18 protein-coding genes are annotated in these 16,741 nt (G+C 61.6%); 6 read left to right on the top strand and 12 right to left on the bottom strand.

What is annotated here, in order from left to right; translation table 11 throughout:
• Genes HT737_RS19160 through cpaB form a run of 5 tightly spaced genes read right to left on the bottom strand, consistent with a single transcriptional unit; the run spans window position 1 to window position 5,532 of the window.
• Complete coding sequence (locus HT737_RS19160) at window positions 1–885, bottom strand: type II secretion system F family protein (RefSeq protein WP_131671019.1); 885 nt, start codon at window positions 883–885, stop codon at window positions 1–3.
• A gap of 18 nt (window positions 886–903) precedes the next feature.
• A complete protein-coding gene (locus tag HT737_RS19155; protein WP_121183545.1) occupies window positions 904–2,172 on the bottom strand; it encodes a CpaF family protein in 1,269 nt (422 codons plus the stop codon).
• Entirely contained in the window at window positions 2,169–3,359 is a 1,191-nt protein-coding gene (locus tag HT737_RS19150; RefSeq protein ID WP_095667632.1) for a pilus assembly protein, read from the bottom strand. The genes HT737_RS19155 and HT737_RS19150 overlap by 4 nt, the downstream gene beginning before the upstream one ends.
• On the bottom strand, window positions 3,356–4,579 hold the full coding sequence (locus tag HT737_RS19145; protein WP_095667633.1) for a type II and III secretion system protein family protein: 1,224 nt from the start codon (window positions 4,577–4,579) through the stop codon (window positions 3,356–3,358). The genes HT737_RS19150 and HT737_RS19145 overlap by 4 nt, the downstream gene beginning before the upstream one ends.
• Window positions 4,580–4,599: 20 nt before the next feature.
• Complete coding sequence (gene cpaB, locus HT737_RS19140) at window positions 4,600–5,532, bottom strand: Flp pilus assembly protein CpaB (RefSeq protein WP_182403687.1); 933 nt, start codon at window positions 5,530–5,532, stop codon at window positions 4,600–4,602.
• Between the two features lie 335 nt (window positions 5,533–5,867).
• Here cpaB and HT737_RS19135 point away from each other — a divergent pair, with 335 nt between their 5' ends.
• The 3 genes from HT737_RS19135 to HT737_RS19125 all read left to right on the top strand — a co-directional run bounded on the left by HT737_RS19135 (window position 5,868) and on the right by HT737_RS19125 (window position 6,889).
• Window positions 5,868–6,083, top strand: a complete 216-nt coding sequence (locus HT737_RS19135) for a Flp family type IVb pilin (protein WP_373557745.1) — start codon at window positions 5,868–5,870, stop codon at window positions 6,081–6,083.
• 119 nt (window positions 6,084–6,202) lie between these two features.
• On the top strand, window positions 6,203–6,415 hold the full coding sequence (locus tag HT737_RS19130) for a Flp family type IVb pilin (RefSeq protein WP_041068032.1): 213 nt from the start codon (window positions 6,203–6,205) through the stop codon (window positions 6,413–6,415).
• Window positions 6,416–6,481: 66 nt separating this feature from the next.
• Complete coding sequence (locus HT737_RS19125) at window positions 6,482–6,889, top strand: response regulator (protein ID WP_047291068.1); 408 nt, start codon at window positions 6,482–6,484, stop codon at window positions 6,887–6,889.
• 60 nt (window positions 6,890–6,949) lie between these two features.
• Here the strand turns inward: HT737_RS19125 and HT737_RS19120 are convergent, their stop codons facing one another.
• Window positions 6,950–7,735, bottom strand: a complete 786-nt coding sequence (locus tag HT737_RS19120; RefSeq protein WP_041068038.1) for a response regulator transcription factor — start codon at window positions 7,733–7,735, stop codon at window positions 6,950–6,952.
• A gap of 118 nt (window positions 7,736–7,853) precedes the next feature.
• Window positions 7,854–8,324 (bottom strand): prepilin peptidase, encoded by a 471-nt coding sequence (locus HT737_RS19115; protein ID WP_182403685.1) that lies wholly within the window; start codon window positions 8,322–8,324, stop codon window positions 7,854–7,856.
• A gap of 76 nt (window positions 8,325–8,400) precedes the next feature.
• On the opposite strand from HT737_RS19115, the gene HT737_RS19110 reads away from it, so the two are divergent.
• Window positions 8,401–8,847, top strand: a complete 447-nt coding sequence (locus HT737_RS19110; RefSeq protein WP_182403683.1) for a TadE/TadG family type IV pilus assembly protein — start codon at window positions 8,401–8,403, stop codon at window positions 8,845–8,847.
• Window positions 8,844–11,591: a PAS domain-containing protein gene (locus tag HT737_RS19105; RefSeq protein ID WP_182403681.1), complete on the top strand. Its 2,748-nt coding sequence runs from the start codon at window positions 8,844–8,846 to the stop codon at window positions 11,589–11,591. The genes HT737_RS19110 and HT737_RS19105 overlap by 4 nt, the downstream gene beginning before the upstream one ends.
• Here HT737_RS19105 and HT737_RS19100 read toward each other — a convergent pair.
• The 5 genes from HT737_RS19100 to HT737_RS19080 all read right to left on the bottom strand — a co-directional run bounded on the left by HT737_RS19100 (window position 11,588) and on the right by HT737_RS19080 (window position 16,131).
• On the bottom strand, window positions 11,588–13,591 hold the full coding sequence (locus HT737_RS19100) for a pilus assembly protein TadG-related protein (protein WP_182403679.1): 2,004 nt from the start codon (window positions 13,589–13,591) through the stop codon (window positions 11,588–11,590). The genes HT737_RS19105 and HT737_RS19100 overlap by 4 nt on opposite strands.
• A 255-nt stretch (window positions 13,592–13,846) precedes the next feature.
• Window positions 13,847–14,404, bottom strand: coding sequence for a DUF4136 domain-containing protein (locus HT737_RS19095; protein ID WP_007963018.1), 558 nt, complete (start codon window positions 14,402–14,404; stop codon window positions 13,847–13,849).
• Between the two features lie 51 nt (window positions 14,405–14,455).
• The gene (locus tag HT737_RS19090; protein WP_182403677.1) at window positions 14,456–15,067 is read right to left on the bottom strand and encodes a DUF4136 domain-containing protein; all 612 of its coding nucleotides are present in this window, start codon (window positions 15,065–15,067) and stop codon (window positions 14,456–14,458) included.
• Between the two features lie 12 nt (window positions 15,068–15,079).
• Entirely contained in the window at window positions 15,080–15,829 is a 750-nt protein-coding gene (locus HT737_RS19085; protein ID WP_041068058.1) for a methyltransferase, read from the bottom strand.
• Window positions 15,829–16,131 carry a MazG-like family protein gene (locus HT737_RS19080; protein WP_007951009.1) on the bottom strand — a complete coding sequence of 101 codons (303 nt, stop codon included), beginning with the start codon at window positions 16,129–16,131 and terminating at the stop codon, window positions 15,829–15,831. Before HT737_RS19080 ends, HT737_RS19085 begins: the two co-directional genes overlap by 1 nt.
• Window positions 16,132–16,370: 239 nt before the next feature.
• On the opposite strand from HT737_RS19080, the gene HT737_RS19075 reads away from it, so the two are divergent.
• Window positions 16,371–16,664, top strand: coding sequence for a hypothetical protein (locus HT737_RS19075; RefSeq protein ID WP_007963021.1), 294 nt, complete (start codon window positions 16,371–16,373; stop codon window positions 16,662–16,664).
• Window positions 16,665–16,741: the final 77 nt, after the last annotated feature.

Raw genomic sequence — 16,741 nt, 5'->3', positions numbered from 1 at the left:
TCAAACACTCCGCAACATGCGCCACAGCGCCAGGCAGCCGGTCACTTGCAACACCACGGCGATGATCAACATGGTCCGCCCACCGCCGTCGTGCCACATGCCAAGCATGTAGCCGGGGTTGGTCAGCATGAAGTAGCCCACCAGGATCACCGGCAGCGAACCCAGCACCCAGGCCGTCATACGCGTTTCGCCGGTGAGCGCGCGCAGTTGCCGGGCACCTTGGTCACGCTCGCGGATCAGCTTGATCAGGTTCTCCAGCAACTCGCTGGCATTGCCGCCATAGCGATGATTGACCTTCAGGCCGAGGGCGAACATGCGCAATTCGTCCTGTTCATAAAGCTCGGCAAAGTCACTGACCGCATCCGGCAGATTGACGCCCAGTTGCACGTTGCGTTGCACCCGGCCCATGGCTTCTTTCAGCGGATCGTCACTCGACTCGATGCCGCCCATGACCGCGTCACTCAGGGTGCGGCCGGACTTGAGACTGCGCACGGTGTAGTCGAGCAACTGCGGTAACTGCTCGATCATGCGTTTGATCCGCCGGTGGTACCGCCAGGACATGTACAGACGCAGAATCAGCGGCGGTGCCAACAGCATCGTCAGCAGACCGATCCAGCTCGCCAGCAGATACCCGAGGACAATGGCCACGCCCCACAAGGTCAGCCACAGGCCGAAACGTTCGTTGGGACGGCCCAGCCCCGCACGCAGGAACATGCGTTCGAACCCGACCCACGCCGGTTTCTGGGCAACGAGTTGTGGCTGCCCCGCCGCGAGGCGATTGAGCACCCGTTCGTTGCCGCTCTTGTGGATGCCGTGCACGAACAGCCAGATCGACAGTCCGAGCAGAATCAGACAAAGCAGGATGAGAATGACCGGTCCGATCATGATGTGCGTCCCATGCTCTCAGCTCAGGTTCATCTCGTGGCGCAACTTGTCGCCCGCCGGATTGACCGCTTCGCGCAGGAAGCCGAAACCGGTACGCCGATCAAGGCGAAACAAGGTGTTGGTGACATAGATGTCTTCGCGGATGCCGACCACTTCCACCACCTCGCTGACACAACGGCGGCCGTCCGGCATGCGGGTCAGCTGGATGATCACGTCGAGGGCGGCGCAGATCATCTGGCGCAGGGTACGCTCGGCGATCGAGCGTCCGGTCAGCCCCACCAGCGTCTCCAGGCGCAGCAGCGCATCCTGCGCATTGTTGGCGTGCACGGTACTCATCGAGCCGTCGTGGCCGGTGTTCATCGCGGTCAGTACATCGACCACTTCGACCCCACGAATCTCGCCGAGGATGATCCGGTCGGGACGCATGCGCAGGGCGTTGCGAATCAGGTCGCTGGCCTTGACTTCACCGTGACCCTCGGCATTTGGCGGGCGGGTTTCCAGGCGCACGACATGCGGGTGGCCAAGCTGCAATTCGGCGACGTCTTCGATGGTCACCAGCCGTTCGTGGGGGTTGATCAATTGGCTGAGGATGTTCAGCAGCGTGGTCTTGCCGGTGCCGGTGCCGCCGCTGATCAGCACGTTGCAGCGCTTGCCCACCGCCTCTTGAAGAAACTCGAAAATCGCCAGATCGATGGTCTGCATCGCCATCAGGTCACTGCTCTTGAGCATGTCCTTGCGAAACTTGCGAATCGACAGGCACGGGCCATCGAGAGCGATCGGCGGGATGATCGCGTTGACCCGACTGCCATCCGGCAGGCGGGCATCGACCATCGGCGAAGACTCGTCGAGGCGTCGCCCGAGTGGCGCGAGAATCCGCTGCATGACCCGCTCGACGTGATGCGCATCGATAAAGCGCAGGTCACTTTGATGCAGCACACCGTCGCGCTCGATGAACACCCGGTGCGGGCCGTTGACCAGAATCTCGGTCACCGACGGATCGCGCAGCAGCACTTCCAGCGGGCCGAAACCAGTGAGTTCGTCGACGATTTCTTCGGCCAGGCGCTCCATCTCGTAACGGGAAATCGCCAGGTGCAGACGGGCGATGTATTCGGCGACCTTGTCGGTGACAAATTGCGCCAGCAACTGGCGCGAGCCTTCCAGCAGGTTTTTCCCCGACTCTTCGATGGCGTCAATGATGTAGCGATGCAGGACCAGCTTCAGGCCTTCGTGATCGGTGTTGCCGGTCGCGCCGTGCTGCACCGCGCCGAACAGTTTTTCCGCGCTCATGAGGTGCCTCGCAAGCGGTCGAACCAGGTGACCTTGGGTTTGGCCAGGCCTTCGGAGCGCTTGGCCAGACGTTCGCCGAGGGTGCGCAGGCTCTGTGTGAGTTTTTCCCGCGGGGCCAGTTCGAACAGGCTGACGCCCTGGTTCTTGGCGTTCAAGCGCACTTCGGCGTTGGCTGCCAACACCGCGATCACCTCCAGGTTGAAGGTCTTGCCAAGGGTTTCGGCGTCCGGGGCGACGCTGCTCAAGTAACCGTCCACCAGCAAGCGTGCGTGGTCGAGTTTCATGCCTTTCTCGCGCCACTGGTTGAGCACGGCAAGGTTGCGACGGCAGTTGAGCACGTTCTGATCGGTGTACCAGATCAGCTTGTCGCAATGGCTGACAAACGTGCGCAAGGCTTCACTGTCGGACTGCCCGGTGAGGTTCACGACGATGTGCTGGAAGTGTTGACGCAAGGCGCTGAGCAACATGTACAGCTCGGCGGCACTGGTGCTGTCCAGCGGCTCGTCGCTGCTGGCATACGCCAGAATCCGCAGCCCCGCTTCAGCGCTGGTGAAGGCACTGTCGATCAGTGTAGCGTCGAGCCTGCGCAAGTGACGCAAGGCATCGCCGAAGTGGAACGAACTCTCGAGCCCGAGCAGCGCCAGGCTGTCGCCCCGGGGCAGGCCCAGATCCAGCAGCAAGGTTTGCTGACCGCTCTTTTGCACCACCAGCGCCATGTGATTGGCCAGCAGCGCTCCGTCGGAATTGCTCTGGGTGCCGAACAACACGGTGAGGCCACCCAGTTGGGTGTTGGTGGTCACCGGTGGCAGGCGTTTGTTCAGGCGCCGCACCAGCCCGGCAACCTCACTGGCCCGCGAACCGTACGCGACGAAATCCCGGGCGCCGGCACGCATCGCATTGAGCACCAGTTGGTTGTCCATGCCATCACCCAGAGCAACGATGGCGAGCATGGGTTTGGCTTCCAGCGCACCTTCGATCAACGCACTCTGTGCCACCACGTGGTCACGGTCGAGGCCGACGAACACCAGGCTGGCAAAGGTGACATCGACCAGCGCCAGCAACTCGTCCAGGCTCCCGGCGCCGGCGCTGACCACCTGGCCCAGCGGCGCGAGAGCGCCTTGCAGCCACTCCAGATCGGTGCTGTTACGGGTGATCGCAAGAAAGGTCTGGCTCAGGTTCTGGTTCATTGGGACAACCCACTGCGCTTGTCGAAGTTGCCGTTTTCGAGGAAGAACATGCGGTAGAAATTCGGGTCGTAGTTGCGCAATTTTTCGCCCGGCAGCGACGGCAGCTGCGCATCGGCCGCCAATGGCTGCACCAGGTGCGGGGTGACGATCATCAGCAGTTCGCGCTCCTCGCGCTTGATCTGCGAATCACGGAAAAACGCGCCGAGCACCGGGATATCACCCAGCCCCGGAAACTTGTTCACTTGCGAGGTGTTGCTGGTGCTGATCAAGCCACTGATGACGAAACTTTCGCCGTCGGCCAGCGATACGCTGGTATCGGTACGGCGTACGGTCAGGGCCGGCACCGGGGTGCCGGCGATATTGATGGCGTTGGCGTAATCCAGTTCGCTGACTTCCGGCGCGACCTTCAGCGCCACGCGATTGCGGTCGATCACGGTCGGCGTCAGGGTCAGGCGGATGCCGAACTCCTTGTACTCGATGGTCACCGTATCGCTGCCGGAACTGGGCACCGGAATCGGGATTTCGCCACCGGCCAGAAAGCTTGCGCTCTGCCCGCTCAGCGCGACCAGACTCGGCCGCGCGAGGGTGTAGGCAAAACCGCTGCCTTCCAGCGCATTGATGATCGCCATGGTCTTGCCGCCGATCCAGGAAAAATTGAACTGGCCATTATTCACCGGCAACTTCGGTGTCGGCACACCACCGACATCGGGCAACGTGCCGGGCGAGCCAAACAGAAAATTGCCGCGCACGCCGATCAAAGAGGCCGTGGCTTCCTTGAGTTTGGTGCGGCTGACTTCGACGAAGCGAATGTCGGTCTGCACTTGCGAAGGCAGCGTCGGGTCATCGGAAGGCAGTCTGCTGGTGCTGGTCAACGCCGCCGTGGCGCTGCCTTGCACGAACACCATGCTCTGACGCGGCTCACTGGAGCACGCGGTCCAGACCATCAGGCTGGTGGCGCCGGGGGCCACGCCAGTGAGCAAAAAAGAAGCGCTGCCGGTGTCATGCACATCAGCGATCTTCGGATCACCGATGGCCACCCGGGTGATTGCCACGGGCGACTGGATGTCCTGCTGGAACCCTTCGCCGATCTCGATCACCGCAGGCATGCGACCGAGCGCCGAGCAATTGCCGGTGGCCGCGATGGCCGCGTTCATCGTCAGTCCCATCAGTATCAAGGCCGGGACTACCGGTTTTAATAACGGCCTGAATCGACTCTGCATGCACGTGGATCCTTGCTCAGTCATGGGGCTTGTTGGGAAACCTGATTACCGCGGATCACTTCCATCGGCTTGCGTTCATGACCACCTGAGGACGGCGCTTTCGGCGCGGCGCCCAAGGCCAGTTGCGTGAACTGGAAGAGTTGGCTGTTGGCGTTATCCAGGTGCGCCGGCGCCTGCTGTTCACCGGCCCAGTATTTCGCCAGCCGCTGCTCTTCGCTGCTGCGCACGGCCAGACGCAAGGTGCCGACCTGGGTGGCGAGCATCATCCGGCTGAGCAATTGTTCAGGTACGGCCAGGACCACGGTGCGCGCAGCGATCCGGCGTTGATCCTGTTTGAGTTTGTCGTCGGCGCTGAGGGCCGGATTGGCGGGCTGGCCGTCGTTGGTCAGGCCGTATTGTTCACCCACGCCAAGCACGCGCATGGCCGGTACGACGATTTGCGCTGACTGCTGCAGATTGCTCGCATCCTGGCGCAGGTAGAGCAGCACATCGACATAGTCGCCGGGGAGCAGTTGCCCGGCGGCGCCGATCACTTCATCCACGGCCACCGTCAGAGCGCGCTCGTCGCTGTGGATCATCCGCGCCAGTGAGCCGCCCGCTTCGAAGCTTTCATCGTTGAGCCAGGTGCCGGCGCTCAAATGCCGCCACGGGGTACGACCCACTGCCTGATCAACACTGGCAAGGCTGCCGGCCGGCGCATTGCGCAATTTTTCCACGGTCACATCGGCAGCGGTCAGCGGAGTGAACGGCGGAACATCGTGTAACAACACGACCACGGGCTGACGGGTCTGATCTTCGGCGGCGGCGACGGTTTTTTCCACCGCGACGGGCGCAGCGGCAGGCACCTGGGCAACCGGAGCCGGTTGCCGACTGAGCACCAGGCCCCAGTAACCGACGATGATTGCGCCCAACAGCAGCACGGCTGCAAGGCCCATGGTGACGCGACTGTTCATGACGGCTCTCCCTTTCCTGCTGCACCGACAGCCTGTACTTCCTGCCGAGAGAATTTTTCGCGATCAGGCAGCTATGAACATGCAACGATTTCGCTATTTCCAAGCTAGCTGATACGAGCCAAAACGCCATTAGTGACAGGAAAATAACTCACTAAAGTATGAGTCATGGCCAATTAACTGTAGGGATTGGCTCAATTAACAATCCGGTTAATCCTTTGTGATTAATCCGTTCTTACAGTTGTTGACCGGGGGTTTGTTGACAATGCTCTGATAGCACGGTGAAAGCATGCCGCTGTAGCGTTGGATCGGCGCCAGAGGCGCGAAGGAGTGGACGTATGTTTCGGATGATCATCGACTATCTACTGGCCAGGGCCAGGCTGCTGTGCAGAAGTGAAGAAGGTGCGTCGGCCATCGAATACGCGATCGTGGTGGCAATGGTGGCGGTGGTGGTCGTGGTGTTTGTGACGCCCATCGGCGACAAGGTGCTGGCCATTTTCAACGTGGTGCTGACCAAGCTCGGTGGCACGGCACAGGTCAGAACGACGCCTTGATCAACATCCCTCCCGTCGTCCAGTGTCCGGGTCCATGCTGACCAGCAGCAGCGCTCAGACACTGGCAAATCTTCGGATTTCACAAGTCCGATCACCCGCCGTTACGAAGGAGAATGTCAATGATCCTCGAATATCTGATATTGCGCCTGAGGTCGTTTCTGGCAAGTACAGAGGCTGCATCCGCCATCGAGTATGCAATCGTGGTGGCGATGGTAGCGGTCGTTGTGGTGGTGTTCATCACACCACTGGGCGCGAAAATCTTTGCGATTTTCAATAGCGTCCTGGTATCCCTCGGCGGCACCGCGCAGACCGCTCCGGTGCAAACCCCCTGATGTGAGTCGCGTCCAGCGAATGTCGCGCTACACTCGATTGCACTTTCAGCTTTTCAGGGACTGCCCATGACTGCTTCCTCACTCCCCCGCCAACAGTTGCTTCTGGTTGACGACGAAGAGGACGCGTTGCTTGAGCTGGCCGAGCTACTGGAGGGCGAGGGCTTTGTCTGCCACACCGCCACGTCGGTGAAACTCGCCCTGCACCACCTCACCCGCCATCCGGATATTGCCTTGGTCATCACCGATCTGCGTATGCCGGAGGAGTCCGGCATGTCGCTGATCAAGCGCCTGCGCGAGCACACGTCGCGCCAGCATCTGCCGGTGATCGTGACCTCCGGACATGCCGACATGGAGGACGTCAGCGACATGCTGCGCCTGCAGGTTCTGGACCTGTTTCGCAAGCCGATCTACCACGTGCGGCTGCTGGAAACGTTGGACAATCTGTTCCCTAAACCGAAGACGCAGGTCGGGTAATTCTCTTGAAGTGTTTTTGGAAGAATTGACTGCCTGCCCGTGGAAGGCAGGCAATCGCGATCAGTGTGCGGTTACACGCTGACGGGCGGCCGAAGCACTGGGCGACAGCGCCAACGCCAACTGCGTGCGGTTGTGCATGTGGGTCAGGCGCAACACCTGGGAAACGTACAGTTTCACGGTGTTTTCAGTGATGCCCAACTCGCAGGCAATCTGATAGTTGGTCTGCCCTTTGCCCACCAGCCGCGCCACATCCAGTTGCCGTGGCGACAACTGATTGAAGATCGCCGGAATCTCCTGCTCGGCTTCGGCGCTGTCGCCACCGAGCATGTCTTTGACCACCGCCGCCGGGTTGCGCCGGACCTTGTCCAGGTCCTGGTAAAGATCGTCGATGGATTCCGAGAGAAACTGCAGCTTCTGGTTAAGGTGGCCCAACTGCACATTCTTGTGCCGCTCTTGCAGGGCCGCTTCCTGACGCTTCACGCCTTCGAGCAGTTCATCCAGTTCGATCGGCTTCTGATAGTAATCGGCGATCCCCGCGCGCAGGGCCTTGATCACGTCCTGTTTATCGGCGCGCCCGGTGAGCATGATCGCTTCGAACACCCGGTGTTTGCCGCAGATTCGTTGCAGTTCCTGCACCAGCTGAATGCCGTCCATGTCCGGCATGTGCAGATCGCTCAGCACCAGGCCGATTTCCGCGTCTTCGCTGAAACGCTCGATCGCCTGCGCACTGGATTCACACGGCACACAGCGGTACCCGCTGCTTTCGAGAAACTCGCACAACTCTTCGACGATCAACGGCTGATCATCGACCACGAGCACTTTTACCGCCGACGTAAGCTTGTTCACGAACCACTCCATTGCTCGGGCCAAAGCTGACTTTTTCTGCACTTTGGCAATGTAACGACTTCATTTGAAAGTAGACGCACTTTCCGACTATGTACATAGAACTAGTGGCACCTGGCGACTAATGGATCCAATGAATCGAAGCCAGCACGCCCAGCAGCACGAACGGTGCAAATGGCAGCTTCTTTGACACTCCAGGCTCCATATATCGAAGATGTTCTCTAAGTCGTTGACTCATATGAAGCCAGACTCTTGGCGCAACAAGCAGCCAGAGCAGACTGGCGACGCCGGCGCCGATAAACGCACAAAGAATGAATAAACCGTTCGTCGCAAGGCCCATGGCTGTCATTAGTTTCACATCGCCGGCCCCCATGCGCCCCATGGAGTACCCCGGCAGGGTCAACACCAGAGCGATCACGCCCGCCCACAGTCCCTGCTGCGCTTCGGCACCGAGCCAGGTCGTGCCAGTCACCAGCAGATAGATCAGCGCCAGTGCTCCCGCGCCGAATGTCAGTGCATTGGCGATACGCCGTTGTCGGGCATCCTGGACGGCGCACACGGCCAGCCAGATCAGGAGAACGAAACTCTGCATCCGGTTAAATCCCGTCCGATTTTGCTGATTGATTCTATGCTGATACTACGCAGTGAACGTCAGGGTAGACGCAGTCATGAAAACCGGCTTCGCAAAATCACAGGCAAGCGCAGTGGCGATCGAATTCGCCCTGGTATTCGTGATTTTTTTCGCCGTGTTCTACGCGCTGGTCAGTTACAGCCTGCCGTTTGTATTGATGCAGACCTTCAACGAGGCGACATCCGAAGCGGTGCGCCGCAGCGTCGCAGTCGACCCCAACACGCCCGGTTATGCCTCCGTGGTGGTGAGCACTGCCAACACCGCGTTGACCCAGCAGTTGCAGTGGGTGCCACCCGCGCTGAACCTGGTGGTCGGCGTCGACACCTCGGCGGTGTATGACGCCACTCAAGGTACGCTGACGGTCAGAGTCGATTACCCCACCAGCAAGCTCAATCAGGTCATTCCGTTTCTGGTGCTACCGGGCGTGGGTGCCGTGCCGAGCCTGCCCGCCACCCTCTCCGCCGCGTCGAGCCTGAAATTTTGACCTCCGGCGACCATCTGTTCGGACGCCTGCTCAAACGTGCGCCCGCGCCCGCCAGCGAACTGCCCGACCACCTCGGCTCACCGCCGCAGGGTTTGCACCTGCACCTGGATCACGACGGCGGCGTACTGCAGATGGCCGGGCCGTTACGTCATCTGTTGGCGCAACAGCCGCCCCACGATTCGCCGCTGCCGTTGGCGGCCTATTTACTCGCCCACAGTACGCTGGCGATCGAAGGCCGGCCGCAGGATTGGCAGGGGCAAATGCTCGACCTGGATTTCCCCGGACTCAGTGACCAGACCCTGCATTTGCGCGGCTGGGTGCAGCCTTCGGCGGCGGGCTGGGTATTGCAACTGATGGACATCGGCGACCTGCTGCTGGAGCGCCAGCAATCGCGCCACCGCGAATCCTGTCAGGCCCTTGCCGGGCAGATCAGCGACCACCTGCGCACCTGCAGCCTGATGCGCCTGCCGGTGGTGCTCAGCGAGCAGTTGCAGGCCATCGCCCAGCGCTGGCGAATCCCGTGCCTGGCCATCGCCCTGCTCGACGAACAGGCACAGGGCTGGCAGATTTTTCAACACTATCGCGCCCACGATGCCCCCATGCTGTGGCAGGACAGCCAGCGTCTGGGCACGCCGCTCGACAGCCTCAACGGCAGCGCACCGCAGCGTCTCGGCGCGCATCACGGTTTGTTCGAACACTCGCGCGTTGCAGCGATCTTCGGCAACGCCGATGGTTTCGCCGTGCCCTACAGCGATGATCGCGGGGTGGCGGCATGGCTGCTCTGTGGTTTCTATACCGTGGACGTTGTCGCGCCACACCTGAGCGACCGCGACTGGATGTCACTGACCGGCGCGCTCGCCGGCCCGCTGCTCAGCCGTCTGCGGGATCAGCAACATCATCACTACACCGAGCGCCTCGAGTCGCTGCAAACCCTGCTGGGTACCGGCTGGTGGGAAATGCTCGGGGACGACGTGTTGCTGGCGCCGTCGCTGCTCGCTGCGCTGCCGGCGGACAGCGCGCGAATCTCGCTGCAAGCCTGGCTGGGGCTGATTCATCCGGCCGACCGCGAAGAGCTGCGCAGCCGTCTGCACGCCCTGCAACTGCACGGCGAGGCCCTGAGCCTGAGCGTTCGTCTGCACCGCAGCGAACCAGGACAACCACCGCTGTGGTATCGCGTGCAAGGTCAGGTCGCCGGCAGCGGTGAACAGCGGCGCCTGGTGGGGTTCATGCTCGACATCAGCGACATCCGGAACCAGCAGCAGCGAGCCGAAGCTGCGCACGCGCGACTGGACAACCTGATCGCCAGTTCGCCAGCAGTGATTTATGTGCAGCGTTACGTCGAGGGCGCGCTACGTCCCGATTTCTTCAGCGCCAGTTTGCAGCCGCTGCTGGGCTGGACGCCGGACGAGGGCATTGGCACTGACTGGGTGCAATTGATTCATCCTGAAGACCGCGATCTGTATTTCGCCCGCACCCGCCAACTGCTGCGCGAAGGCTCGGTGCGCGCGCGCTTTCGTTTACGCGACGCGCGCGGCGAATACCACTGGCTGCTCGATGAAGCCAAGCTGCTGCGCAATGACCTGGGCCTGCCGGTCGAAGCCGTCGGCCTGTGGCTGGACGTCACCGAAGCGACCCTCGCCGCCGAACAGGTCAAACAGAGCGAAGAGCGCTACCGGATTCTGGTGGAAGACTCGCCGGCGATGATTTGCCGTTATCGTCCGGATCTGACCCTGACCTTCGGCAACCGGCCACTGGCGACTTATCTGGAATGCTCGCCGGAGCAATTGCCGGGAGTGGATCTGGGCAGCTGGATGTCCGACGAACAACGCGCCGCCTTCGTGCAACGCCTGGCGCTGCTGACTCCAGAGCTGCCGGTGAGCACCGCCGAAATCAGCCTGCAATTACCTGGGCGCGAACATGCCTGGTGGGTCTGGTCCGATCGCGGGGTGTTCGATGAACACGGGCGCCTGCTCGAAGTGCAGGCCGTGGGCCGCGACAACACCGAGGTACGCCGCTCGCAACAGCAACTCACACAAAGCGCGAAAATGGCCACCCTCGGCGAAATGGCCACCGGCCTGGCCCACGAAATCAACCAGCCGCTGAACGTGATGCGCATGGCCATCGTCAACGTGCTCAAGCGTCTGGGCAACGGCGATGTGCAGATCGACTACCTGACCGACAAACTCAATCGCATCGACGCCCAGGTGCAGCGCGCGGCGAAAGTGGTGGATCACATGCGCGTGTTCGGTCGCCGCTCGGAGGTCGAGCAGCAACTGTTCAACCCGGCCTCGGCCATCGAAGGGACGCTGTCGTTGCTCGCCGAAGGCATGCGCGGCAAAGGTGTCGACCTGCGGATCAGCGAAACCGGTTTTAGCGTGCAAGTGCGCGGTTATGTCGATCAGCTGGAACAGGTGCTGATCAACCTGATGGTCAATGCCCGCGATGCGCTGCTCGGCAAACGCGAGAAGGAGGCGTCATTCAAACCCTGGATTTCGATTTACGCCGAGCGCGATGAAAGCAAGGTGCGGCTGTGGGTTGAGGACAACGGTGGCGGCATCGACCCACGTTTGCTGGAGCGGATTTTCGAACCGTTCTTCACCACCAAACCGGTGGGCGTCGGCACCGGTCTGGGGCTGTCGGTGAGCTACGGCATCATTGAAAACATGGGCGGCCATTTGAGCGTGCGCAACTCGCTGGAGGGCGCACGTTTCTGCATCGAGTTGCCGATAGCGCCGGACGTCTAGATCACCAGATAAGCCTTGCCGGTCTGACCGCAGGTCATGTTGGCGCCGACGTCGACGTCCATCAGGTTGATGCCCAGGTTTTTCAGCAGGTTGTTGAGTAATGGGTCGAGCAACGGGCTGACGAGGTTAGTAATCAGTGGCTGCAAAATCGCCGTGACATCACTGATCAGGCTGGCCACGCCAGTGACGATGGCGCCCAGTGGATTGCTGCCCTGCGGTTTGTAAACGATCAGATTGATCCCCGCCAACGTGTTCGCCAGGCTGTTGACGATATTGCTCGACGGCGCCGCCGAGATCACGCTTGGCGGCAGTTTGAGGTTGGCCGGCGTGGCGAACGGCGTGCTGCTGGAATACAGCAGATCCTGAGCGTTTTGCGCGACACTGGTGTTGACCATGATCGCAATACCGCCCGCCCCGTACTGCACGTGGGTGCTCTCGTCGCAACTGCCAATGCCGAGGATCTTGTGGCAGGTCACGGTGCCAAGATCGACCAGTGGCAACGGCGTGACCGTCGGTTCGGCGAGTGAGGAAAAGGCATTGGTCGGGTCGATCTTGCCGACCTTGAGGTCCGCGATCGAGGTGAGGGTATGGGCGGTCAGACTTTTCGTGCCCGCAGTGCCCGGGCCTGCCGGGCAGCTGTAATCGGTGACGTAGCTGACCGCCCCACCGGCATCCAGGGCGATGTCGATTTGCGGCGATGGCAACAGCAGCGGATCAAGCTGTTCGCAACCGGCACCCAGCAGACAACCGACCGAGTTGAGGGTCGCCACCAGATTCAGACTCAACAGCGCATTGAGGGTCGGGGTCAAAGTACCGACCAGCCCCAATACGGCGTTGGTCAACCCGGTCACCCCGGTCAGCACCGGCAGATTCACCGAGAGCAGCGTGCGAATCTGCGCCGTGCGCACATAAATCCGGTCCGGCCCCAACGGATTGGCCTTGGCCCGCGCCGGATCGCCAATGGCCGAGAACTGCGGCGGCTCGATCACCTTGACCCGCACCGTGACATTCGCCAGCCCCAGCACGCTGATCGGCAAGGTCGCAGCCACCGCGCTCTTGCTGTTGGCCAGTTGCACCACGCCCTGAATCAATTGCAGCAGTTGCAGGTTGGCATCCAGCCCGGCCGCTGTCGTGCCGGTCTGCAACTGCAGGATGTCGCCGAGCTTGACCGGCGCCGCATTGATCGCCGCAACCTGCAATTGCCCCAGCGCAGTGATCACCGTGGCGGTCGCGCCGTTGAGCTGCACCACCGTCGCGGCCGCCTGAATCAGTTGGGTGACCGTGGCCTGGGTGTTGAGCAGTTGCGTGTAGTTACCGGCCGCGACGTTGAGGTTGATTGCCAGTTGGTTGAGGTAGCTGAGCAGGTTGATGTCGGTATTGAGCAGGCCATCCCAGCCCAGTGCCGTGAGGTTGACGTTGCCGCCGAGCAGCCCGGAGAACAGCGGATTGAGGATGTTCGATTGTGCGGTGTTGATGCTCGCAAGGTTGCTGCGGATGTTCAGTTGCGCAACCGTCGGTGTCGGCTGGGCGGCGACAGCCGAAGCATTCAGCGTGGTGTTCAGACTGACCGCCGAGCCCGTGAACAGCGCTTGTACCCCACCGGCAAAACTGGTGGTCACTGTGCGGCTGGCAGCGACTTTCACCGCCGTCGACTGCGTCGCATCGGCAGTGAATGCGCGCAGTCCGGTGGCGGCGGTCTGTACGCTGCCGCAAGTGGTCACCAGCGTGTTGTTGCCATCGACGATGTAGCCATTGCGCACGGCGCTTTGCCCGGCGTAAGTCGCGGCGCTGAGGCCTGACTGGCAGTTGCCGCCGCGACTGACGGCCTCCAGCGCCGCACTGTCGACCACCCGCTGCAACTTGCGCTGCTCCATGTACAGCCGACCGGTGTCGACCACCAACAGCATCAACACCAGCGCCAGACTGAGGGTCGCAGCCGCCATCAAGCCGATCGCCCCGCGTTGCCGGGCCTTGCCATTGAACTGCGTACGAGGCGACATGGCGCACTCCTTTGCTGGCACGTTGCCGAGCGCTACCTCCGATGGTGGAATTGAGTGTAGACGGCGCTAGTGGCAACGCGCCATTTGGTGCTGCACAAAACCCTGCAGACCTCGCCTGCTCGCGAATGCGCTGTGTCATTCAACATGGAGGTGGCTGACACGCCGTCTTCGCGAGCAAGCCCGCTCCCACAGGGAGATTTGTGGCGGGGCAAAAAAAAACGGGAGCCTCTTGGGCTCCCGCTTTTTTACGGCGCACTAGCGCGGTGGATAGTTGGCCAATATCCGGCTGACGGTTTCGCGCACCGCGTTGCTGCGATCCTGCGGATTGGGCGTGCTGCTGAGCATCTGCTCGTCGCTGCCGCGCCACACCAGTTTGCCGTCCTTGCCGTCGAGCAGGTCGATCTGGATTGTTGCCACCTTGTAGGTGATGTTGCGGGTTTCGTTGTACATCGGCGCGCCCCAGTAACCGTTCCACGGGCCACCCCAACCGCCGCCGTAGTTGGTGGTCACTTGCTGCTGGCGATCCTCGACAATCAGGTAGGTCTGCACGCTCAGGTCGCCCTTGGCCCCCGCCGCGGCGGGACGCAAACCGCGCTGGTCGAGCTGATCGCTGACGGCCTGGCGGATGCGTTGCTCGGTCAGGTCGCTCTTGATCCGTGGATCATCCGGGCGATATTGCAGCGCGGGTTCTTTCCAGCTCCAGCTGCGATAGGCGGCGAAATCGCGGCTGGCGTCAAAGTCGTGATTGACCTGGTTGGCAGCGCAGGCACTGAGCAGCGCGGCCATGGCCAGTAAAGCGAGACGACGGAACATGGTTGTTCTCCGGTTGAAGGCCTGAACCTGCGAAGCGTTCTCACCTGAAGTCTAGCTCGGCGGATAGGCCGACAGGGCTTTTTCCAGAGCCTCGCGAATGGCATCGGTGCGCACCAGTTGGCTGCCCTGGTTGGCGGTTTCGGCGCTGGCGCTCCACACCGGTTGCCCGCTGCCGGCGTCGAACAGATTGACCTGCACCACCACGACCTGCTCCTGATAGGTGCGAACAATCGGCACAGTGTTATACATGCCGTAACCGTGTCCGTAGCGATCATAGCCACCGTATCCGCCGTAGTAGCCGTAGTCGTCCTGCACCTGACGCAAGCGGGTTTCCAGACGCAGGTTGGCGCTGACCAACAGGTCGGCCGGTCGGTTGTCGTGCAACGGCCGCAATCCGCGCTGATCCAGCGCATTGCTCACCGCTTCGGCCACTTGCGCCGAGTCGGCCCACGCCGTGCCCGGCGGCAACTGGCCGTTGAGCCAGGCCCAACTGCGATAGCGCCCGTAATCGCGTGGCGGTGCCGGATAAGCACTGCGATCAAAGGTGTTGGCCGCTTGCGGCGGTGCCGGCGGCAACGGCCGTGACTGCGCGACGTACGGGTTGCTGCCCTGGCAGGCGGCCAGCCCCAGGCAGATCAGCAATAAACCGGATTGAGCTTTCATGCGATGCTCCGATCAGATCGGCCGGCAGATCCAGTGCAAGTAACGCCCAAGCCCGGCGAAGCTTGGGTGGCGACGGTGAGCGAGCTCCATCTCCAGCAAATCCACGAGTTCGGCGCGAGCCTGGAATTCCACGGGCATGTAGTCGTGAAAAACCCGGATCCCGCTCTGGGTTTCGACCTGCCACAACCCTTCGAGTTGCGTTGCCAGCTCCCGCGGATCAAGCGGCTGCTGCGGGGTCAGGCTTTGCTTTTCACCGGCCATGGTGTTTTTGCGCATTTTCTTGAAATGGCCTTTGAGCAGGTTGCGATAAATCAGCGCATCCCGGTTGTAGAACGCCAGCGACAGCCAGCCGCCGGGGCTGGTCAGCTGATGCAGCACTGGCAGGATCGCATGGGGTTCGGCCAGCCATTCGAGTACGGCGTGGCAGATCACCAGATCGTAGGGTTCGGTGAGCTGACCGAGCAGCTCCTGCCACGGCGCCTGGATGAACGTCGCGCTCTGCCCGGCTTCGGCGAAGCGTTGACGAGCCCCTTCGAGCATCGGTTCGGCCGGTTCGGTGAAGGTCACTTGATGGCCACGCTCGGCCAGCCACAGCGACATGTGGCCCAGGCCGCCACCAATGTCCAGCACGCGCAACGGCCGGTCCGGCAACGCTTCGGCCAGGTCGGCCTGCAACACCGCCAGGCGAATCGCGCCTTTGGCGCCACCGTAGATTTTTTCGGCGAAACGGGTCGCCAACTGATCGAAATGCCGGTCGCTCATCAGCTGAACCGCCGTTCGCTGTCAGCCAGCTTGCTGCGCACCACTTCATTCATGTCCAGCCCCAACTCGCTGCACAGCAGCAACAGATACAGGACGATGTCACCGACTTCCTGCCCGGCATGCGCCAGTTTGTCCGCCGGCAACTGGCGCGACTGGTCTTCGGTCAGCCACTGGAAAATCTCCACCAGCTCGGACATTTCCACGCTGGCGGCCATGGCGAGGTTTTTCGGGCTGTGAAATTGTCGCCAGTCATTACGGTCGCGGATGGCGTGCAGGCGTTCGGTCAGTTCAACAAGGTTCATCGGGCTCTCCTGAAGGCGTATAGCTTCGGGGGGATACGCGTTGAAGGCAAGGCCCACGTAGGAGCTGCCGCAGGCTGCGATCTTTTGATCTTGCCCCTGAAAATCAACAGCCAAAGATCGCAGCCTGCGGCAGCTCCTACAGATTTTCCGTTCGGCGCGGCATTGGGCCATACTCCTGTCAGGGAACTCGGCCACCCGCGTTGTGGCCCAAGGCTCAGCTCTTTCATCAGGATGCACACATGCAGGTAGAAAGCTTTTTCGAATGGCTCGGCCAGGCACTCGGTTCGATTATCCGCTTCATCGTCGATGGCCTCAGCGGCCTGTTCAACATACTGAGCAACGCTGGCGGCAATTTTGTCGATGGCCTGGCGAAGACGCTGGGCATGGACACCTCGATCATCAGCATCCTCGCGCTGATTGTCGGCCTGATGCTGCTGTGGTCGGCGATTCGCGCGTTCATGAATGCGTCGATCATTGCCGGGATCATCTGGCTGCTGTTGGGGTTGTGGTTGTTGAGCTGGATCATCCATTAGCCCTTGTGGGAGCGAGCCTGCTCGCGAAGGCGTCAGATCAGTCAAAACTGTTCTGAATGACACACCGTTTTCGCGAG

Source organism: Pseudomonas sp. MD195_PC81_125, assembly GCF_014060985.1.
Classification (GTDB): domain Bacteria; phylum Pseudomonadota; class Gammaproteobacteria; order Pseudomonadales; family Pseudomonadaceae; genus Aquipseudomonas; species Aquipseudomonas parakoreensis.
This window is presented reverse-complemented; position numbering and strand designations above follow the sequence as displayed.